The sequence below is a fragment of the Turicibacter sp. TJ11 genome (assembly GCF_021497505.1).
GTDB lineage: Bacteria > Bacillota_I > Bacilli_A > MOL361 > Turicibacteraceae > Turicibacter.
In genome coordinates, this window is record NZ_CP069349.1 from 177,954 (window position 1) to 198,479 (window position 20,526).

The window sequence follows — 20,526 nt, forward strand, 5'->3', positions numbered from 1 at the left end:
CGCCTTTACGATTATAAGAAAAGTTCTTCAACCACTTTTAAGTAATCGATTCTTGGAAAGGCACCTTCAGGAATTAATGTTCCATACTGTGCAAATTCTTCACGCTTAATCGAGCGTCTATTACCTAATTTATATTCTTGCCAAAACTGTGCAAGGTTTTCACAAGGTAACAAATAAATTTCATTAAATTTAGAAAACTTAACGAGGAGAAATGTAATTCCACCATGTTTCTTAACCTCAATCATATGATTGACTTGATGTTCATGTAAGTTTTGTAAAGGAAAAATCGTTGCGTTTGAAGTTTCTTTTGCTTCAAAATCAATATAATGTCCTTTAAAGATCCCATTAAAATCTGTTGTTGATGGGGTTCTAAAGTACGCCTCAGTAATAACTGCAGCGGCTCGTTTAGGATAATGGACTTTAACGATTTGAACAGGAGTTGGCTTTTTGTGAATGACAGCTTTATTCGCTGCTAAATAATGTTCATTTGATTTAGTTAAATCATCCTCAAAAGACATTCCTCGTTTTCCAAATGAAATCGATTTTTCACTAGTAAGTGTTATTTTCTTTTTATGAGGATAGTTGATCATAGGATTATACACCTCCTAAGTGTATATCTTATCAAAAAATAGGAAAAAAAGCTAATCTTTCATAATGTTTCACCACGAATTCATACATTATTAATCAAAATGGTTATTATTTACATTTGACTTTTTTATTGTTTTTTGTGATAATATTATTCCGATAGCAGTTGGGTAATTGCACTGTCATTTATGATGGTGAGGAAAGTCCATGCTCACACAATCTGAGATGATTGTAGTGTTCGTGCCTAACGAAACAATAAGTTAGGGCAACTAATATGATTAGTTGACGGCTGGGAACATACCTAAGTCGAAAGATATGGTATAAGTACCTTTAAAAGTGCCACAGTGACGATGTCGATTGGAAACGAGAGACGTGGAACGGGTAAACCCCACGAGTGAGAAACCCAAATTTGGTAGGGGCACTCCTAAAGCGGAAATGAACGCATATGGGAGGTAGAGTTTAACTCTACAGACAGATAATTACCACCTGAGTACAAGGAGGCATCCGCTTGAGTACAACGGTACAGAACATGGCTTACAGATTGCTATTTATGCATTAAAATTAAAACTTAGAGCACAACAAATGAGTTGTGCTTTTTTCATTAATATGTTAGTGATGATGTATGTTTTAGTTGAAATAACGAAACCTATGAATGATTGATAGTGAATTTAAAACAATAAGAAGTAAAAAACTCAGATGGCTATGTAAAAAAATGCCTCTCTTTACTTTTTTATTAAATATAGGTATGCTATTATTAGTTTAGTTTTGTTGAATGGATGTTTATGGGAGGTGCTGAAATGAATTTTTCAAATAAAGAAAATAATGAACAGTTAGCGAATTATTTACGTGAAGAACGTCAACAACGCCATCTTGATTTAGAAGATGTATCTGAAAAAATTGGAGTTCCAATTCAACATTTGAAAAATATTGAAAGTGGAAACTTTGATCGATTTGATACGTTTTATTTGAAAATGTATATTAAAAAATATGCGACATACTTATCATTAAATGTCGAAGAGTTATATCAGCGATTTTATGGAACACAAATCCAACAAGAGGTTGAAGTAAAGGTTCAAAAACAAAAAGTTCAAAAGCGTAATCGTAATTTGAGCCGTCTTGCTGGAATCGTATGTGCTGTTTTAGTCATTGGTTTAGGTGTTTTTTATGTAATTGATATCATTAATAACGTCAGTTCCGATGAAGGAAATAATCATGTCATTCAAAATCCAAACTCCTCAAATCTAGTAGGAGACGCTAATGATTCGACCTCAAATGATCCGACACCAAATGCCTTACCTCAACAAACTGTAGAGGATGAACTAGAATCAAATCAAAAACAATCAGTCACAACTATTTCAAAAGTTTCACAAGATGCTAAAGAGATCGTGTTTGATTTAGTCACTAACGAAAGTGAAGCCGCATTAAAGCTTGATTTTATAGCACCTTGTTGGTTAAGTGTGACATTAGATGGACAAAGTTTGATTGCAGGAGAGACTTATCAAGCAGGTGGAGTATTTGAGCAAACGATCACAAGTGATCAGTTTGGGACATTAGATTTTAATGTTGGCGATGCCACAGCTATTAAAATTACAGTGAATGATGAGGATGTTGAATTTGAACCAACAACTCCACATCAATATATCAAAATTAATATTAAAACTGAGTAGGTGAGAGAAAATGAACTTAGCAAATAAGCTAACTTTATTACGTATTATTTTAATTCCATTTTTTATTGTTTGTTTTTATATTCCTAACTTAATGATGAATACAGTATCGGTTAATAGTTACTTAATTCCTTATGCCAATCTTTTAGGATTAGTTATTTTTTTACTAGCTGCAATTACTGACTTCATTGATGGATACATCGCTCGTAAATATAACTTAATCACTGATTTCGGAAAATTTATGGATCCATTAGCGGATAAATTATTAGTAACAGCTGCGTTATTAATTTTACTTGAGAATGGTTTAATTTCTGCTTGGGTGGTATTCGTTATTTTAGCTCGTGAATTTATTGTGACAGGATTTAGAACGATTGCAGCTGCGAAAGGTGTTGTCATTGCAGCGGGATGGCTGGGTAAAATTAAAACAGTTGTGCAATTTATTATGATATCGACTTTATTATTATTAAATTATCCATTTGAGTTATTTAATTGGCCGGTTGATCGAGTATTTGTTGCCTTAGCCGTTGTTTTAACGGTAGCTTCAGGTGTTGAATATATTTATAAAAATATGAATATTTTTGATGGTGCCAAATAAAAAAGCGAAAATTTGTTCGCTTTTTTATTGCTTTTAAATAAAATATCGTTTATTATTAAAATTAATTCGAGGAAATTGACGATAAAATGGGTATGTTAATGTTAGATAAATATATGAAATTGGAGGATAAACAATATGAGTAACAATCGTGAAGCCGCTTTAATGCAAGCTTTAAAAAGTATTGAAAAGCAATACGGTAAAGGTTCAGTTATGAAACTAGGTGAAAAAACAGATACACGTATTGAAGTCGTTTCATCTGGATCATTAGCGTTAGATGCCGCACTAGGTGTAGGTGGTTATCCACGTGGACGTGTCATCGAAATCTACGGACCAGAAAGTTCAGGGAAAACAACATTTGCCTTACACGCGATTGCCGAAGTACAAAAAGCGGGTGGAACAGCAGCGTTTATTGATGCAGAACATGCCTTAGATCCTGCTTATGCTGCTAAACTAGGTGTTGATACGGATGAATTGTTAGTTTCACAACCTGATACAGGTGAGCAAGCGCTTGAAATTGCTGAGGCTTTAGTTCGAAGTGGAGCTATTGATATTTTAGTTGTCGATTCAGTTGCTGCACTTGTTCCACGTGCTGAAATTGAAGGTGAGATGGGTGACTCACACGTTGGGTTACAAGCCCGCTTAATGTCACAAGCGTTACGTAAATTATCAGGTGCTATTAATACAACAAAGACGATTGCGATCTTTATTAACCAAGTTCGTGAAAAAGTTGGGGTTATGTTTGGAAATCCTGAAGTCACACCAGGTGGACGTGCGTTAAAATTCTATTCAACAATTCGTCTTGAAGTTCGTCGTGGAGAAACGATTAAATTAGGAACAGATATTGTAGGGAATGTGGCGAAAATTAAAGTTGTTAAGAATAAAGTTGCCCCACCATTTAAAGCAGTTGAAGTAGATGTGATGTATGGTGAGGGTGTTTCAAAACAAGGTGAGATTTTAGACCTTGCGGTTGAACACAATATCATTGAAAAAAGTGGATCTTGGTATTCATATAACGGTGAGAAAATGGGACAAGGTCGCGAAAATGCGAAATTGTTCTTAAAAGAAAATCCATTTATTATGGAAGAAATTGCTGATTTAATTCGTGCTGAATTAAACATCTCTACAACAGAACATGAACCAATGATGTTAGAAGAAGAATAAAAGAGTGTCTCAGGTAAAACTGAGACACTTTTTTTTAGATTGTAGTGGAATTCTTGACATGTTATTACAATAATATTAAAATAAAGAATGTAGTATTATATCATAATACTAATTATCTTCAAACTATAGAACCGTTAATAGATCTATGGCGGATAATTGTATATCAAATAATTGGAGGTGGACGTGTGTTATTAGAAATCATCATCTCCATTTTGCTAGTAGGGATAGGGTTAGTTATTGGGTATTTTATGAGAATGAAAGTGTATGAAGCTGAGTTAGAGAGAGCGCAACAAACAGCAACACATATAATCTCAAAAGCTGAAAAAGAAGCTGAATCGAAAAAGAAAGAAGCACTTTTAGAAACGAAAGAAGAAGTCCAAAGACTTAAAGTTGATGCAGAACGTGACATTAAGGAAAAAAAGACAGAACTTGTACGTTTAGAAGAGCGTCTAGTACAACGTGAAGAGACGATCGATCGTCGTATTTTAAACCTAGAGAAGCGCGAAATTGCTCTTGAGAAAAAAGATGAAGCTATCGCCGAAAAACAACTCGAACTAAAAGAACTTGAAAGCAAAGTGGAAGAAACTTTAGAAGGACAACGACAAAAATTAGTTGAAATTTCTGGATTAACAACAGAAGAAGCTCGTGATATTATTTTTAGACGAGTTGAGGATGAAATGTCTCATGAAGTGGCTAAGTACATTAAGGAAGAAGAAGAAAAAGCACGCTTAGAAGCAGATAAAAAAGCAAAAGAATTAATTGTCTTAGCTATTCAAAAATATGCATCGGAGCAAACAAGTGATTACAGTGTCAATGTAGTCAACTTACCAAGTGATGAAATGAAAGGACGTATTATTGGTCGTGAAGGGCGTAACATTCGTACGATTGAATCGTTAACGGGGGTTGATTTAATCATTGATGATACACCTGAAGCTGTCGTTTTATCGTGCTTTGATCCAATCAGACGTGAAGTAGCACGTATTACTCTTGAAACGTTAGTGCAGGATGGTCGAATTCATCCAGCGCGTATTGAGGAAATTGTAGAAAAAACACGCCGTGAAGTTGATTTACGTGTTCGAGAATATGGTGAAAATGCTGTATTTGAAGTAGGAATTGGAAAAGTACATCCAGACTTAATGAAAATTTTAGGGCGTTTAAATTATCGAACAAGTTATGGTCAAAATGTATTAAGACATTCGATGGAAGTTGCTTTCCTATCTGGAATTATCGCGGCAGAACTCGGAGAAGATGTGAAGTTAGCTAAACGTGCTGGGCTTTTACATGACATCGGAAAAGCTGTCGACCATGAAGTGGAAGGAAGCCACGTAGAAATTGGAATTGAGTTAGCGACACGTTATCGTGAGCATCCAGTCGTTATTGATGGAATTGCTTCACACCATGGTGATCGTGAACCACAAAGTTTAATCGCTGTTATTGTTGCTGCTGCCGATACCCTTTCAGCAGCAAGACCAGGTGCACGTAGTGAATCATTAGAAAACTATGTCAAACGTTTAGAGCAATTAGAAAATATTGCTTGTCGATTTGAAGGGGTTGAAAAAGCCTTTGCTATCCAAGCAGGACGTGAAGTTCGTGTAGCAGTTATTCCTGAACAACTTGATGATGTTCAAGCTCATCGCGTGGCACGTGAAATTCGCCAAACGATTGAAAATGAACTTGAGTATCCAGGAAATATTAAAATCACAGTCATTCGTGAAACTCGTGCGGTAGAAACGGCACGCTAAAATATTCAATTCAATTAATGGATTAAAGAGCTATTAATGTGTTGACATTAATAGCTCTTTAATATGTATACTAAATTTATAAAACTTATTAAAGGAACGACTAGAAAGGCTGATAGAATGAAAATTTTATTTATAGGAGATATTTACGGATCGCTAGGACGTGAAATCATTCAAGAGCAATTACCTAAAATAAAAGAAACTTATAAACCACACTTTATTATTGCAAATGGAGAAAATATTTCTCATGGAAAAGGAATTAATGAAAAATATTATAAGTTTTTATTAGAACAAGGAGTTAATGTGGTGACACTAGGGAATCACACGTGGGATAATCGCTCAATCTTTGATTTTATTGATGAGACAGATAAGTTAGTTCGTCCGGCTAATTTCCCAACATCTAATCCAGGGAAAGGATTAACTTTTGTCAAATTTAACTCATATGAAGTGGCTGTCATTTCGATACAAGGACGTACGTTTATGCCAATGATTAATTGTCCATTTGAAAAAATAGATGAATTAGTTGAGGAAGCTAAAAAACGTACTAATATTATTTTTGTAGATTTTCATGCTGAGGCAACAAGTGAAAAAATCGCAATGGGTTATTTCTTAGATGGACGAGTAAGTGCAGTCGTTGGAACACATACTCACGTTCCAACAGCAGATGAACGTGTTTTAGCTAAAGGGACAGCATATATTACAGATGTTGGAATGACAGGTCCATTAGATGGTGTTATTGGAGTTGAACGTGAAAACGTGATTAATAAATTTATAACAGGATTACCGATACGTTTTAATGCATTAGAACAAGGATCAGCACAATTAAATGCCGTTTTAGTTGATGTTAATGAAAAGACAGGAAAAGCCTCTTCAATTCAACGCATTAATTTGAAGAAAGAATCAACTTTATAAAATTTAGTCATGTATTAGGATGGGGGAGCATAGACTTACTATGTAAAACACAAAAGAGGGGGACTAGTATGGAAGTATTAAAAGTATCATCAAAATCTAATCCTAATTCAGTTGCAGGTGCTTTAGCGAATGCATTTCGTGAAAGAGGACTTGTAGAGATTCAGGCAATTGGAGCAGGAGCATTAAATCAAGCAGTGAAAGCTATCGCCATTGCTAGAGGATATGTGGCACCAACAGGGAAAGATTTAATTTGTATTCCGGCGTTTACCGATATTTTAATTGATGGTGAAGAGCGTACGGCAATCAAGCTTATTGTTGAGTCAAGACAATAGTTTTTTAATAAGAAAAGGCTAGTGCTTAGTTAGGCACTAGCTTTTTTAATCAAATCCTTTTAACTCCATAGTCTTGAAGTGAGATGGACATGAGTTGATTATTCTATATAATCTAATGTATAATAGAGCAAGTGACTCGTGTTTTGTCACATAGAGAATGTAGTTGATAATTAAAGCTTTAAGATATAGGTGATAAGGATGAATGAACAACAAAAAGAATTAACAATGCAAGCTAATCAGCCAAAAGCTGAAAAAGATTATAGTCGCTATTTCCAACGTCCAAGTATTAATAGTGCACGTAAACGTAGCCGTGAGCAAGCGAACGTTCACCGTGATTTTGCGATTGAAGATTCAATTAAAAACATTGGAAAAGGTAAAAAATATTTAATCCAAACTTATGGTTGCCAAATGAATGAACATGATTCAGAAGCTATTATTGGGATTGCGGAAGAGTTAGGTTATACAAAAGCAACTTCACACGAGGAAGCAGATTTAATTATTTTAAATACATGTGCAATTCGTGAGAATGCCGAAAATCGTGTTTTTGGTGAATTAGGTCGATTAAAGAGTTTAAAACGTACGAACCCTGACTTAATCTTAGGGGTATGTGGTTGTATGTCACAAGAAGAAAAAGTAGTTAATCAAATTATGGAGAAATATCAACATGTTGATTTAGTCTTTGGTACACATAATATTTATCGCTTACCAGAATATATTCATAATGCATTAATGGGGAAAGAACGTGTAATTGAAGTATGGTCTCAAGAAGGTGAGATCGTTGAAAACATGCCTCGTACACGTCAAGGAAGTATTAAAGCATGGGTTAATATTATGTATGGATGCGATGAGTTCTGTACATACTGTATTGTACCGTATACACGCGGAAAAGAGCGTAGCCGTATGCCAGAAGATATTATTGCAGAAATTAAGCATTTAGCAGCTGAAGGATATCAAGAGGTTACGTTATTAGGACAAAACGTTAATGCATACGGAAAAGATTTTAAAGATCGTGAGTACACATTCGGTGATTTATTAGACGATTTACATAAAATTGATATTCCTCGTATTCGTTTTACGACATCACACCCACGTGATTTTGATGAAAAAACAATTCAAGCATTAGCAAAACGTGGAAACTTAATGGAGCACATTCATTTACCAGTTCAATCTGGAAATAATGACGTATTAAAGCGTATGAATCGTAAATATACACGTGAAATGTATTTACAATTAGTTCGTGATCTTAAAGAAGCGATTCCAGGGGTATCTATTACAACAGATATTATTGTTGGATTCCCAGGTGAAACAGAAGAGCAATTCCAAGATACATTATCATTAGTAGAAGAGGTTGGATACGAAGGAGCCTTCACATTCATCTTCTCACCACGTGAAGGAACACCAGCTGCACGTATGGAAGACAATGTACCAGAAGCAGATAAAAAAGATCGTTTAAATCGTTTAAATGAAGCAATTAATCGAGGGTTCCGCAACGGAAATAAACGTTTTGAAGGAACAGTCGTCGATGTATTAGTTGAAGGAACAAGTAAAAACGATGATACGATGTTAGCTGGATATACACGCCATAACAAATTAGTTAACTTTAAAGGCGATGAAACGAAAATTGGGCAAATCGTTAAAGTTAAAATCACCGAAGCTAAAACATGGCATTTAGCTGGAGAGATGGTTAACGATGAACAAACAAACTAATTTACCTTCTTTTGAAAAGTTAAAAGAGAAACTATCAACGGATCCTGTTTTAGAGCGTTATCGTCAGCTAACCCAAAAGGTTCATCAAAATGATAAACTTTTGGGATTATACGATGACTATATTCAAAAGCAAAAAGAGTTGATTAAACTAGAGTACTATGGAAAAACGAATGCTTCTTCACAAAAAGAGGCTGAGTTAAAAGCTATTGAAGCCAAGCTTTATGATAATCCACTGTTTAATGAATATATTCAAACTCAAATTGAGTTAAATGAACTCTTTTTAACTATGACTCATATCATACAATATAAGGTTAATAAACATCTTAGTGAATAGCTAAGATGTTTTTTAATTTTACATAATGAGACATGAATGGGTGATGGATGTCGGAGAGCTTCACGAGAAGGTAGGATTTTTTTCTCGAATGAAATCTCATAAAGTCATTTAATTAAGTATCAAATAGGTCAAGAGCTGAATATAGTATCAGTGAGGAGGTATTAGGATGAATGATATTCGTGAAATTGTAACTAAAGCTGTAATTGGAAAAGGTAAAAAAAGATTTAAAATCACATCGCCTCTTAATGATTTGAGAAGTCCAGCAGATAGTATTTTAGGTTGCTGGATTATTAATCATAAATTCGGAGCAAGAAAATGTGATAATTCTGTTGCTGTAAAAGGTGTTTATGACATTAACGTTTGGTATTCATTTGCTGACAATACGCAAACAGAAGTAGCTCGTCAAACAATTGAATATGATGACCAAGTTAATGTTCATCGTACAATTCGTGATTGCCTATACGAAGGTGATGAAGTGATCGCAAGAACAATTCAACAACCAACTTGTGTAGACGCTCGAATTGAAGATGGAGAAATTGTGGTTGAGGTAGAATTTGAAATTGTGGTTGAGGTCATTGGAGAAACAAAAATGCGCGTTTCAATCTTAGGTCCAGTCGAAAGTGATATGGATAGTGACGACGATGATGAAGATGAAATCGACCAACAAATTAATCCAAATTTCTTGAAAAATTCACCTTTTAGAGGAGAATAAGGCAGTCATGCCTTATTCTTTTTTTATGGGCTAAATTTCTCAATGTAGTTTTTCTCATCAGTGAGAAGACAAATTCAATAACAAGGTAAGAACCTCCCTAGATGATAGGAATAGTTTTTATACATGAAATACTAGGCGGGTGCTGAGACTTAAGTGTTTCTGATTAAGAGGCTATTTTTATTTCCGGGAAAATAATCGATTAGATATGAATCAGGCTGACATTCTTTAATGTTGGTCATAAAAAGAGTGACACGAAGAAGACATTAAGTCACAACTAGTCTGATTAAAAAAGGTTAGTTTCGCCTATCATAGAAGAAATTGAAATGTTTGTAATCCATCGCTAGAACCGTTCTTAAATCGACACTTTATGCTATAATAAAACCATGTAAATAAAAAAGGAGTTTTGATCATGCGAGATAAGTCTAAATACACACCCATGATGCAGCAATATTTGACTATCAAGGAAAATTATCAAGATGCTTTTGTCTTTTTTAGACTAGGTGATTTTTATGAATTATTTTTTGAAGATGCACAGTTAGCTGCCAAGGAGTTAGAAATTGCATTAACTGGACGTGAAGCGGGAGCAGAAGAACGCGTTCCGATGTGTGGGGTTCCTCATCATTCGGCAGAAAATTATATTAATCGTTTAATTGAACGTGGATATAAAGTGGCGGTTTGTGAACAGGTTGAAGATCCGGCGAGTGCCAAAGGGGTTGTCCGTCGTGAAGTTGTGCGCTTATTAACGCCAGGAACAGTCATGAATCAAACGGCTTTAAATGAAAAAGAAAATAACTTTATTTTATCAATTGTTGCTTTTGAAGATGCCTATGCAGTTGCTTATAGTGATTTATCAACGGGAGAAAACTATGCGATGCGTCTACCAAAAGAAAATCAAGTTCTAATTGGAGAACTTATTAGCTTAGGTTGTAAGGAAATTGTTATTGGTTCAGAAATAGAGACAGCCATGTTTGATAATTTACGTGCCCTAAGACAAATTGTTTTATCATACGAAGAAGAGTGTCTCATTCCAATTGAATATCAACTTTTAGTTGATGAAATAAATGATGATTATTTAAAACAAGCATTTGGTCGATTAGTAAGCTACTTAGTTCGTACACAAAAAAGTGCACTCGGACATTTACAACCGATTAGCTTAACTAAAAACGAAGATTATTTAAGTATTGATTACAATTCACGTCGAAATTTAGAATTAACAGAAACCATTCGTTCAAAGTCTCGTCAAGGTTCTTTACTTTGGCTATTAGATAAAACAAAAACAGCGATGGGAAGTCGTTTACTTAAGCAATGGATTGAACGCCCATCGATTAGTGAACCATTAATTAATGAGCGCCTAGATGTAGTTCAAGCATTTATGAATGATTTTATGATCAAAGAAGAATTAAAACGTCATTTAGATGAAGTGTATGATTTAGAACGCTTAGCGGGTCGAATTGCCTTTGGAAATGCCAATGCTCGTGATTTATTGCAACTTCATTCCTCGCTTAATCAAATTCCACACATTAAAGCTTTATTGAATCAATTAGCCATGCCATCGATCGATCATCAACTAAATAAGCTAGTTGATTGCTCTCACATTACGTCTATTTTAGAAAAGGCCATTGTTGAAAATCCCCCAATTAATATTAAGGAAGGTGGCATTATTAAAGATGGCTATCATGAAACGTTAGATGAATATCGCTACATCGTCACGCATGGAAAGGAATGGATTTTAGCGTTAGAAGCGGCTGAGCGTGAAAAAACAGGGATTCGTTCTTTAAAGATTAAGTATAACAAAGTATTTGGTTACTATATTGAAATTAGTAAAGCTAACTTACACTTAATCCCAGATGATGCGGGATATGAGCGTAAACAAACGTTAGTAAATGCGGAACGCTTTATAACAGAGGAGCTAAAAGAAAAAGAGAATCTTATTTTAAATGCGGAAGAAAAATCAATCCAATTAGAATATGAATTATTTACTGAATTACGTCAAATGGTGAAGAATGAAATTCCTAAAATTCAGCAAATTGCAAAAGTTATGGCTTATTTTGATGTTTTACAATCATTTGCAACAGTGAGCGAAGAACATCGTTACGTCCGTCCAATGTTAAATCATCATCATGTCATTGAAATTAAAGATGGTCGTCATCCAGTAGTTGAAAAGGTATTAAAAGGAACGCAGTATGTTGAAAATGACTGCATCATGCCAGAGGATTTATCAATTTTATTAATTACAGGCCCAAATATGTCCGGAAAATCAACGTATATGCGTCAATTAGCGCTGATTTCAATTATGGCTCAAATTGGATGTTATGTGCCAGCAAGTTCTGCTAATGTTCCTATTTTTGATCAAATCTTCACACGAATTGGAGCGGCCGATGATTTAGTTTCGGGTCATAGTACATTTATGGTTGAGATGATGGAAACCAACTATGCCTTAGAACATGCGACAAAGGATAGTTTGATCTTACTTGATGAAATTGGACGAGGGACAGCAACGTTTGATGGAATGGCGTTAGCTCAATCTATTATTGAATATGTCCATGATAAAGTAGGAGCTAAAACATTATTTTCAACGCATTATCATGAATTAACCCAACTTGAAGAAAAGTGTGATCACTTAGAAAATCGTCATGTTCGTGCTGAAGAGCATGAAGGACAACTTATTTTTATGCATAAATTGATGGAAGGACCATCAGATAAAAGTTATGGAATTCATGTGGCTGAGATTGCGAAGCTCCCATCTAGTCTTATTGCTCGTGCTAAACAGTTATTAGATGTTTTAGAAAAAGATAAAACTACCATTCAAACGTCATTAGAAACGGCTGTCAAAGAGGAAGACCGATCAGTTCTCACTTCATCTGAGCCGATCATTAAAACAGAGCCAGTTTTAGAAGGAGAGCAAGGTCAGTTATCATTATTTGAAGTAGCCGAAGCGAAGAAAAAGGTAGCACCTAAGACAGAAGTAAAAGTAGAATATGTCAATCCATATGAAGATATTATTAATGAGCTGGATCAAATTGATTTATATCAATTAACGCCGATGCAGGCGATGAATATGATGTATGAGTTAAAGGTGAAGATGAATCAAAGAAAGTAGGTGACTTATGGGGAAAATAATGCGTATGAGTGAGCAATTAGCCAATATGATTGCAGCGGGAGAAGTAATTGAACGTCCCGCTTCAGTCGTTAAAGAGTTGCTTGAGAATGCGATTGATGCCAAAAGTACAAGTATTGAAATTCATTTACAAGATTCTGGGGTTCGTCAAATTAAAGTCATCGATAATGGTGAGGGGATGAGTGAAGAAGACGCTCATCTTGCCTTTGAACGTCATGCCACTAGTAAGGTTAAAACACAGTACGATATTTTTCGAATTCAAACATTAGGATTTAGAGGAGAAGCACTTCCTTCGATTGCTTCAGTTTCAGATGTTCATGTGAAGACGTCAGATGGAATGAAAAGTGGACTTCATCTAAACATTAAAGGTGGAGAAGTCTTATCCTCTAAGCCCGGTGTGATGCGTAAAGGAACAGAGATGGAAGTCAATCATCTATTTTTTAATACGCCTGCTCGATTAAAACATATTAAATCATTAAATACAGAATTAAGTCATATTACGGATTATATTAATAAGATTGCTCTTTCATATCCTGAGATTTCGTTTAAATTATTTAATAATCAACGATTACTCTTTCAAACGAATGGACAAAATAATTTACAAAGTGTGATTTCTAACGTTTATGGGTTTGATATTGCAAAAAAATGCTACCTTTTTCAGCGCAAAGTGATGGCTATGAAATATCCGGTTTTATTAGTGATCCGATTATAAATCGAGCCTCTCGAAATTATGTGACACTGATTGTAAATGGTCGTGCGATTCGAAACTATAATTTAACGCGTTCCATTTTAGAAGCTTATCATACGCTTCTTCCTAAAGATAAATATCCCATTGTGGTTCTCAATTTAAAACTAGATCCGATTTTAGTGGACGTTAATGTTCATCCAGCTAAACTAGAAGTCCGTTTTTCGCAAGAAGAAAGGTTAAAAACCTTTATTTATACAGAAATAAAAAAGGTGTTAAAAACAATTGACTACATCCCCCAAACGGAATTGTCAATTGAAAGAACTAAAGAAGTTATTAAACCTGTTCAAGAAACGTTAAGCTTTCAGGTCTCTAACCAGTTAACCAAACCAATCATCTCGTCGTCATTTGAAAAAGAATCCACGCTCTTAAAGTCGACGACACCACTCGTTGAAGAGATAAGAGAAAGTCAAGAAGTGATAAAGGTAAACGAGAACAATCTTAATGACCATGATAGAGAGGTTACGTTTAAACAAGAGGAAAAAGATGAACTTAAACTAGTTGCCCCAACTCAAAAGAAGGAAACCACTTTAGAGCTTTATTATATTGGTCAACTTCATGGGACGTATTTATTAGCACAGAATCAAGAGGGATTATTTATTGTTGATCAACATGCGGCCATGGAACGTGTTCAATATGAAAAAAACTATCGCTTATTAGCAGATGTAAATTCAGATAATTTTGAGTTACTCATTCCATTAGTTTTAAAGTATTCAACGAATGAGTTATTACTTTTAAAAGAGGCGTTACCTTCTTTAATGGAATTTGGATTTGAGATTGAAGAGTTTGGTGGTCAATCGGTTGTTGTTCGTTCCGTTCCGATTTGGGCACAGAAATTAGATGCAAAGTTAATCGTTGAAACGATTTTAAATCAAATTATTTTAGATAATAAAGTTGATATTGGAAAGTTACGTGAATCGGTGGCTATTATGATGAGTTGTAAAGGTTCAATTAAAGCCAATCAATACATTAATGAGTATGAAATCAAAGAATTATTACAAAGTCTTTGTGATTGTGAACAGCCATATACTTGTCCGCACGGACGTCCGATCATTGTCAAAATGACAAAACATGAAATTGAAAAATTGTTTAAACGTGTGATGTAGGTGAATAAGATGAATGTGTTATGTATCGTTGGACCAACAGCAGTTGGAAAGACAAAGATGAGTATTGAATTAGCCAAACAACTAAATGGTGAAATTATTAGTGGGGATTCCATGCAAATTTATCGTGGAATGGATATTGGAACCGCAAAAGCTACATTAGAGGAACGACAAGGAATTATTCATCATCTGATTGATGAAAAAAATCCGGATGAGTCTTATTCTGTGGCAGCTTTTCAACAAACGGTTCGTGCGAAAATTGCTGAGATTCAATCTCGTGGAAAACTTCCGATTATTGTAGGAGGAACAGGTCTTTATATTAAAAGTGTTTTATATGACTACGAATTTGCGGGTGAATCTGAGTCAAAAGAAGTAGATGAAAAGAAGTATGGTCATCTAACAAACGAAGAATTACATGCTAAATTAGCTGCTGTTGATGAGGCGGGTGCTAAAGAGATTCATCCAAACAATCGAAAGCGTGTGATTCGTGCGCTTGAAATTTATGAAACATCAGGAGTTAAAAAATCAGAGATGATTGAACGCCAAGAACATCAGATGATCTATGATGCGTGTTTGATTGGGTTAACAGATGACCGCAGGGCTTTGTATGATCGAATTAATAGGCGAGTGGATGTGATGTATGAACAGGGGCTTGTTGAAGAAGTGAAAGCTTTATTTGATCAAAATATTCCTGAAAGTGCTCAGTCTATTCGTGCCATAGGATATAAAGAACTTTACGACTACTTTAAAGGTTTAATTTCTTTAGAGGAGAGTAAAGAGTTAATTAAGCGTAATTCACGTCGTTATGCTAAACGTCAGTATACGTGGTTTAATAATCAGATGGATGTGACTTGGTTTGATGTGAATGTTAATGACTTTAATCAAACGGTTCAAGAGGTCTTAACATGTGTTAAGAATCAATAAAAGCATTTGAAAATTTTTTGCTAGAGTTTTATAACTTGAAATGGTTCAATTGAATTTCAAGAGAATATTAAAAGGGCTATCTTCTAATAAGATAGCCCTTTTAATTATATTTAGCAGTTATTTAATCAATAAAGGTAATGACGTCTTCTAATGGTTTACGCGCAGGTTGAGGAGGGGTTTTCTCTTCAGGGACACCTAATGAAATCATAGACATTAACTCATAACCTTCTTTTTCAAATCCAATTAAGGCTTCAATGTCTTTTTTTGCATGAGTAGGACCTGTCATATAGCAAGTTCCATATCCCATTTCAGAGGCAGCCAATAAAAAGTTTTCAACGGCAGCACCAATAGCTTGAGCACCAGATTGAGGAGAAACTAAAACGTCTAATATTTCTTGAGGAGCATCGTTTTCTTTTAAAATTTTATATTCAATCATCTTATACTCACAACCATAAACCAAGATAACAACAGGTGCGTCTTTAAAGCAAGTATAGTAATTGATGACACTCATATGTCTAGTATAATCTCTTTCATTTTTAGCTAGATTACCAATGGTTTGATGACTTTTTGTCACTAGATCTGCCATTTCATGAATCAGTTTTTTATTTTGTAAGATGACAAAATGCCAGTTTTGTTGGTGTTTTGGTGAGGGTGCATAAGTAGCTGCTTTTAAAAGCTCAAGAATATCTTGTTTAGGGATTGGTGTATCTTTAAATTTTCTTATACTTTTTCGTTGATAAATAAAATCTAAATTAGCCATAGACGTCTCTCCTTTATAAAGTCGATTTAATATTAAACCGATTTTATATTGTTTTGAAGTATTTGTCAATTTGAGATTTCATGATTAATAAGCAGTTATCTGTTTAAAACGTTAAACAGCGTATATTTTAGATCTAAAAGTGGAATAAATTTGATTGATTTTTCAGAAGATGAAGTTAAAACATAGAAAAATGAATATTGTGTTTAAAAAGAAAAAAGATATAGGATTTTTTAATCCTATATCTTTTATAGACAAAAAATAAAATTAATGCATCGTTCTAAATAGGCCAATAACTTTACCAACGATGGTAACATCTTTAGCAATAATAGGTTCTAGTAAATCATTTTCAGGTTGTAAACGAATGTAATTGGCTTCTTTAAAGAAACGCTTCACAGTAACTTCATGATCTTCAGCTAACATAGCAACGACAATGTCACCATTTAAAGCATCTTGCTGTTGTTGGACGATGATTTGATCGCCATCATGAATTCCAGCATTGATCATAGAATCACCACGAACATTTAGCATAAATACTTGCTGATTAGTTGGGATTAAATGTGTCGGAAGAGGAAAGAAATCGTCAGGATTTTCAATCGCTTCAATAGGCGTTCCTGCTGTTACTTTACCAATGACCGGAACATTAATTACCGATTTTAATTCAATGACATTTGAATTTTGTTTCGTTTGTTCTTCTTTAGATTCAGGCGACAAAATAACAATTCCTCGTGTTGTTGACTTATCTTTTCGAATTAGTCCCTTTTTTTCAAGTTGATTTAACTGATTGTGTACAGATGCTGTTGATGAAAGTCCAACAGCTAATCCGATTTCACGAACACTAGGTGGATACCCACGTTTATCAACCTCTTCTTTAATGAAATCAAGAATGGCCTGTTGGCGTTTGGTGATCGGTTTCATGTTTTCTAACCTCCTTCCGTTTAATAAGTTAATTATATCAGTAAATGGTTATGAAAGCAAACATTCGTTCTTTTTATTGACAACGAACAAATGTTCTAATATAATATTTCTGTAAATCGAACATTTGTTTTAAAAAAAGAGGGATTAAGATGTTTAATAAAATTTGTTTAACCATTTATTCATATCGTTGTTTAATTGGGATTTATTTTTTTGGAATTGGATTACTAGGATTATGTTTTGTTGACTTAAGTATGTTGTTAGAAAGTTTTAAGCCTCAAGCAATTATTCCTTTTTTAGAAGTTATTGCTTATCAATTGAAATGAAATTTGGTATATTAATGAGGAATCATTAATGGAGGTAACGACATGTTAACAGCAGATAAATTAAATCGTCTCAATGAATTAGCTAAAAAGAAAAAACTTGGAACAATCACGGATGAAGAGTTGAAAGAACAACAAGTCTTACGTGAAGAATATTTAATGACATTTAGAGAAAGTATGAAAAATACAATTGAGAATGTTAAAGTCATTGATCCAAACGGTGAAGACGTAACACCTGAGAAATTAAAGCAAATTCAGGCTAAGCGAAAATCTGAAGAAATTCATTAAAATAAAAAAGACCTTTTCAACTAAGAAAAGGTCTTTTTTACTATTTTATTAAGCTTCTACGATTGAATCTGTTGGACAAACAGCTTCACAAGCGCAGCAGTCGATACATACATCTGCATCGATCACGTAGATATCTCCATCAGAAATACATTCTACTGGACATTCAGCAGCACATGAACCGCAAGCAATACAAGTATCTAAAATTTTACGTGGCATACTAACTACCTCCCTAAAAAAGTACGGAATAATTATAACATATTCGATCCGAATCTGTAATCCTAATTGACGAAACAAGTAAGAAATAAAAGGTATTTGACGTTAAAATAAGAAAAATGTCATTTTATATTTTTAATCAGTTATATATAAGTCCAGATAAGTTTTTCATATCGTAAAAACTTTTAGCTGGACTATAGTCTGTCTTAGTATTAAAAAGAATTCCTAACTAATCCTGCTATAAAATGATGAAATATATTTCTGTTTCCATATAGAAAAAATTTTACCAATAAAATGAAGAATAAGAACTTTTTTTTCTAAAATATTGTAAAATTTTCGACAAAAGGGTATGATATAGATGGTATAAAAGGAGGTCAATAACGTGGAAAATAACATCTCATTACAATCAATTAATGCAATTCGTACATTAGGTATTGATGCCATTAACAAGGCAAATTCGGGTCATCCAGGGGTTGTATTAGGGGCAGCACCAATGGCTTATACTTTATTTACAAAACATATGACTGTTAATCCAACAAACAGTAGTTGGTTTAATCGTGACCGTTTTGTATTAGCAGCAGGACATGGATCAATGTTACTTTATTCATTATTACATTTATCAGGATATAATGTGAGTATGGATGACATTAAACAATTTCGTCAGTGGGATTCTAAAACACCAGGACATCCTGAGTTCGGGCACACAGACGGGGTTGATGCAACAAGTGGTCCTTTAGGTCAAGGAATTCCAATGGCAGTCGGAATGGCATTAGCTGAGAAGTTTTTAGCTAGTCGCTATAATAAGGAAGGATATCCATTAGTTGATCATTATAACTTTGTTATTTGTGGTGATGGTGACTTAATGGAAGGTGTCACAAGCGAAGCGTCATCATTAGCAGGACATTTAGGATTAGGAAAAGTGGTTGTTTTATACGACTCAAATGATATCTGTTTAGATGGTGATTTAACACAAAGTTTTACAGAAGATGTATTAAAACGTTATGAATCTTATGGATGGCATGTTCAACGTGTAGAAGACGGAACAGATATTGAGGCAATTAATGCGGCAATTGAGTGTGCAAAACAAACAACAGATAAGCCATCAATCATTGAAGTTAAAACAGTGATTGGATATGGGTCAAAACTTCAAGGAACAAACGCTGTTCATGGAGCCCCATTAGGTGAAGAAGATAGTGCGCATGCAAAAACTCAATATGGATGGACACATGAACCATTTACTGTTCCAACAGAGGTGTATACACATTTTGAAGAAACAATTAAATCTCGTGGACAAGAAGCCAACAAACAATGGGATGAATTATTTGCACGTTATTCAAAAGAATATCCGGAATTAGCTGAAGAATTAACGAAAGCTATGAACAATGAATTAATGGTTGATTTAGCTGACGTGATGCCTTCATATGAAATTGGACATTCACAAGCAACACGTGATACAAACAATGAAGCAATTAACGCGATTGCCTCTGTTATTCCTTACTTTTTAGGAGGATCAGCGGATCTTTCGCATTCTAATAAAACAAATATTAAAAATGGTGGAGATTTCTCAAAAGTAACACCAGATGGTCGTAATATCTATTTTGGTGTTCGTGAATTCGCTATGGCTTCAATTTTAAACGGAATGATGTTACATGGTGGAGTACGTGTCTTTGGAGGAACATTCTTCGTATTCTGTGATTACTTAAAACCGGCAATGCGTATGGCCGCGTTAATGGGATTACCAGTCACTTACGTCTTAACACACGATTCAATTGCGGTTGGAGAAGATGGACCAACTCACGAACCAATCGAGCAATTAGCTATGTTACGTACGATTCCAAACTTCTCAGTCATCCGTCCAGCAGATGCGAATGAAACGGCAGCAGCTTGGCGTTTAGCTGTTGAGTCAAAATCAACACCAACTGCTTTAGTTTTAACTCGTCAAAACTTAACAACAATGGCTAATACTTCATATGAAGGTGTTAGCAAAGGGGCATATGTCGTTAGTGAAGCACAAGGTGAGATGGATGGAATTTTGATTGCAACAGGATCTGAAGTGAATTTAGCTGTTGCCGCTCAAGAAGCATTAGCTCAAGAAGGAATTTATGTTCGTGTTGTAAGTATGCCTTCAATGGACTTATTTGAAAAGCAAACAAAAGAGTATCGCGATTCAGTTCTTCCAAAATCAGTAACAAAACGTTTATCAATTGAAATGGGAGCAACATATGGATGGCATAAATATGTTGGATTCGATGGTGTTATTTTAGGGATTGACCGATTTGGAGCTTCAGCACCAGCTAACCAAGTGATTGAAGCTTACGGATTTACGGTAGAAAACGTTGTTTCTTTATATAAAGGAATGTAATAATTAACTTAAAGATTGTTTCCCTTTTGGAAACAAT

Annotated in this window: 18 protein-coding genes, 1 other RNA gene and 1 pseudogene; 16 read left to right on the forward strand and 4 right to left on the reverse strand. The window is 34.5% G+C overall.

Annotation, left to right across the window (positions count from 1 at the left end):
* Positions 1 to 11 precede the first annotated feature (11 nt).
* Complete coding sequence (gene recU / locus JRC48_RS00820; RefSeq protein WP_235069988.1) at positions 12 to 590, reverse strand: Holliday junction resolvase RecU; 579 nt, start codon at positions 588 to 590, stop codon at positions 12 to 14.
* Between the two features lie 157 nt (positions 591 to 747).
* Between recU and rnpB the strand changes: the two genes are divergently transcribed.
* The 13 genes and pseudogenes from rnpB to miaA all read left to right on the forward strand — a co-directional run bounded on the left by rnpB (position 748) and on the right by miaA (position 15,631).
* An RNA gene (rnpB, locus tag JRC48_RS00825) (RNase P RNA component class B) lies at positions 748 to 1,127 on the forward strand.
* A 255-nt stretch (positions 1,128 to 1,382) separates the two neighbouring features.
* Positions 1,383 to 2,252, forward strand: coding sequence for a RodZ domain-containing protein (locus JRC48_RS00830; protein WP_235069989.1), 870 nt, complete (start codon positions 1,383 to 1,385; stop codon positions 2,250 to 2,252).
* Between the two features lie 10 nt (positions 2,253 to 2,262).
* A complete protein-coding gene (pgsA, locus tag JRC48_RS00835) occupies positions 2,263 to 2,844 on the forward strand; it encodes a CDP-diacylglycerol--glycerol-3-phosphate 3-phosphatidyltransferase (RefSeq protein ID WP_235069990.1) in 582 nt (193 codons plus the stop codon).
* A gap of 135 nt (positions 2,845 to 2,979) precedes the next feature.
* Positions 2,980 to 4,005, forward strand: a complete 1,026-nt coding sequence (gene recA, locus JRC48_RS00840; RefSeq protein WP_235069991.1) for a recombinase RecA — start codon at positions 2,980 to 2,982, stop codon at positions 4,003 to 4,005.
* A 248-nt stretch (positions 4,006 to 4,253) separates the two neighbouring features.
* Positions 4,254 to 5,747: a ribonuclease Y gene (gene rny, locus JRC48_RS00845; RefSeq protein WP_255703629.1), complete on the forward strand. Its 1,494-nt coding sequence runs from the start codon at positions 4,254 to 4,256 to the stop codon at positions 5,745 to 5,747.
* A 117-nt stretch (positions 5,748 to 5,864) separates the two neighbouring features.
* Positions 5,865 to 6,656, forward strand: a complete 792-nt coding sequence (locus tag JRC48_RS00850) for a TIGR00282 family metallophosphoesterase (RefSeq protein ID WP_235069993.1) — start codon at positions 5,865 to 5,867, stop codon at positions 6,654 to 6,656.
* Positions 6,657 to 6,724: 68 nt separating this feature from the next.
* Entirely contained in the window at positions 6,725 to 6,988 is a 264-nt protein-coding gene (locus tag JRC48_RS00855) for a stage V sporulation protein S (RefSeq protein ID WP_006785428.1), read from the forward strand.
* A gap of 198 nt (positions 6,989 to 7,186) precedes the next feature.
* Positions 7,187 to 8,695, forward strand: coding sequence for a tRNA (N6-isopentenyl adenosine(37)-C2)-methylthiotransferase MiaB (gene miaB / locus JRC48_RS00860; protein ID WP_235069994.1), 1,509 nt, complete (start codon positions 7,187 to 7,189; stop codon positions 8,693 to 8,695).
* Positions 8,679 to 9,029, forward strand: coding sequence for a YlbF family regulator (locus JRC48_RS00865; protein ID WP_235069995.1), 351 nt, complete (start codon positions 8,679 to 8,681; stop codon positions 9,027 to 9,029). The genes miaB and JRC48_RS00865 overlap by 17 nt, the downstream gene beginning before the upstream one ends.
* Positions 9,030 to 9,195: 166 nt before the next feature.
* Entirely contained in the window at positions 9,196 to 9,741 is a 546-nt protein-coding gene (gene cotE / locus JRC48_RS00870; RefSeq protein ID WP_235069996.1) for an outer spore coat protein CotE, read from the forward strand.
* Positions 9,742 to 10,150: 409 nt separating this feature from the next.
* A complete protein-coding gene (gene mutS, locus JRC48_RS00875; protein ID WP_235069997.1) occupies positions 10,151 to 12,841 on the forward strand; it encodes a DNA mismatch repair protein MutS in 2,691 nt (896 codons plus the stop codon).
* A 46-nt stretch (positions 12,842 to 12,887) separates the two neighbouring features.
* Positions 12,888 to 14,710: pseudogene (gene mutL, locus JRC48_RS00880) on the forward strand (DNA mismatch repair endonuclease MutL).
* 9 nt (positions 14,711 to 14,719) lie between these two features.
* On the forward strand, positions 14,720 to 15,631 hold the full coding sequence (miaA, locus tag JRC48_RS00885) for a tRNA (adenosine(37)-N6)-dimethylallyltransferase MiaA (RefSeq protein WP_235070974.1): 912 nt from the start codon (positions 14,720 to 14,722) through the stop codon (positions 15,629 to 15,631).
* A gap of 121 nt (positions 15,632 to 15,752) precedes the next feature.
* Here miaA and JRC48_RS00890 read toward each other — a convergent pair whose 3' ends face one another.
* A complete protein-coding gene (locus tag JRC48_RS00890; RefSeq protein ID WP_235069998.1) occupies positions 15,753 to 16,391 on the reverse strand; it encodes a nitroreductase family protein in 639 nt (212 codons plus the stop codon).
* Between the two features lie 264 nt (positions 16,392 to 16,655).
* On the reverse strand, positions 16,656 to 17,306 hold the full coding sequence (gene lexA / locus JRC48_RS00895) for a transcriptional repressor LexA (protein WP_235069999.1): 651 nt from the start codon (positions 17,304 to 17,306) through the stop codon (positions 16,656 to 16,658).
* 149 nt (positions 17,307 to 17,455) lie between these two features.
* Here lexA and JRC48_RS00900 point away from each other — a divergent pair, with 149 nt between their 5' ends.
* Entirely contained in the window at positions 17,456 to 17,629 is a 174-nt protein-coding gene (locus JRC48_RS00900; RefSeq protein WP_235070000.1) for a hypothetical protein, read from the forward strand.
* A 42-nt stretch (positions 17,630 to 17,671) separates the two neighbouring features.
* Complete coding sequence (locus tag JRC48_RS00905; RefSeq protein ID WP_235070001.1) at positions 17,672 to 17,914, forward strand: DUF896 domain-containing protein; 243 nt, start codon at positions 17,672 to 17,674, stop codon at positions 17,912 to 17,914.
* 48 nt (positions 17,915 to 17,962) lie between these two features.
* Here the strand turns inward: JRC48_RS00905 and JRC48_RS00910 are convergent, their stop codons facing one another.
* On the reverse strand, positions 17,963 to 18,130 hold the full coding sequence (locus JRC48_RS00910) for a DUF362 domain-containing protein (protein ID WP_235070002.1): 168 nt from the start codon (positions 18,128 to 18,130) through the stop codon (positions 17,963 to 17,965).
* 379 nt (positions 18,131 to 18,509) lie between these two features.
* Between JRC48_RS00910 and tkt the strand changes: the two genes are divergently transcribed.
* The gene (gene tkt / locus JRC48_RS00915; protein ID WP_235070003.1) at positions 18,510 to 20,489 is read left to right on the forward strand and encodes a transketolase; all 1,980 of its coding nucleotides are present in this window, start codon (positions 18,510 to 18,512) and stop codon (positions 20,487 to 20,489) included.
* The last annotated feature ends 37 nt before the right edge of the window (positions 20,490 to 20,526 follow it).

Bases quoted from the DNA above. Each gene is read 5' to 3' on its own strand.
- JRC48_RS00890 (WP_235069998.1), bottom strand. From the start codon at position 16,391: ATGGCTAATTTAGATTTTATTTATCAACGAAAAAGTATAAGAAAATTT.
- JRC48_RS00910 (WP_235070002.1), bottom strand. From the start codon at position 18,130: ATGCCACGTAAAATTTTAGATACTTGTATTGCTTGCGGTTCATGTGCT.
- JRC48_RS00865 (WP_235069995.1), top strand. From the start codon at position 8,679: ATGAACAAACAAACTAATTTACCTTCTTTTGAAAAGTTAAAAGAGAAA.
- mutS (WP_235069997.1), top strand. From the start codon at position 10,151: ATGCGAGATAAGTCTAAATACACACCCATGATGCAGCAATATTTGACT.
- cotE (WP_235069996.1), top strand. From the start codon at position 9,196: ATGAATGATATTCGTGAAATTGTAACTAAAGCTGTAATTGGAAAAGGT.
- lexA (WP_235069999.1), bottom strand. From the start codon at position 17,306: ATGAAACCGATCACCAAACGCCAACAGGCCATTCTTGATTTCATTAAA.
- JRC48_RS00905 (WP_235070001.1), top strand. From the start codon at position 17,672: ATGTTAACAGCAGATAAATTAAATCGTCTCAATGAATTAGCTAAAAAG.
- recA (WP_235069991.1), top strand. From the start codon at position 2,980: ATGAGTAACAATCGTGAAGCCGCTTTAATGCAAGCTTTAAAAAGTATT.
- JRC48_RS00830 (WP_235069989.1), top strand. From the start codon at position 1,383: ATGAATTTTTCAAATAAAGAAAATAATGAACAGTTAGCGAATTATTTA.
- miaA (WP_235070974.1), top strand. From the start codon at position 14,720: ATGAATGTGTTATGTATCGTTGGACCAACAGCAGTTGGAAAGACAAAG.
- recU (WP_235069988.1), bottom strand. From the start codon at position 590: ATGATCAACTATCCTCATAAAAAGAAAATAACACTTACTAGTGAAAAA.
- JRC48_RS00855 (WP_006785428.1), top strand. From the start codon at position 6,725: ATGGAAGTATTAAAAGTATCATCAAAATCTAATCCTAATTCAGTTGCA.
- pgsA (WP_235069990.1), top strand. From the start codon at position 2,263: ATGAACTTAGCAAATAAGCTAACTTTATTACGTATTATTTTAATTCCA.
- rny (WP_255703629.1), top strand. From the start codon at position 4,254: ATGAGAATGAAAGTGTATGAAGCTGAGTTAGAGAGAGCGCAACAAACA.
- JRC48_RS00900 (WP_235070000.1), top strand. From the start codon at position 17,456: ATGTTTAATAAAATTTGTTTAACCATTTATTCATATCGTTGTTTAATT.
- miaB (WP_235069994.1), top strand. From the start codon at position 7,187: ATGAATGAACAACAAAAAGAATTAACAATGCAAGCTAATCAGCCAAAA.
- JRC48_RS00850 (WP_235069993.1), top strand. From the start codon at position 5,865: ATGAAAATTTTATTTATAGGAGATATTTACGGATCGCTAGGACGTGAA.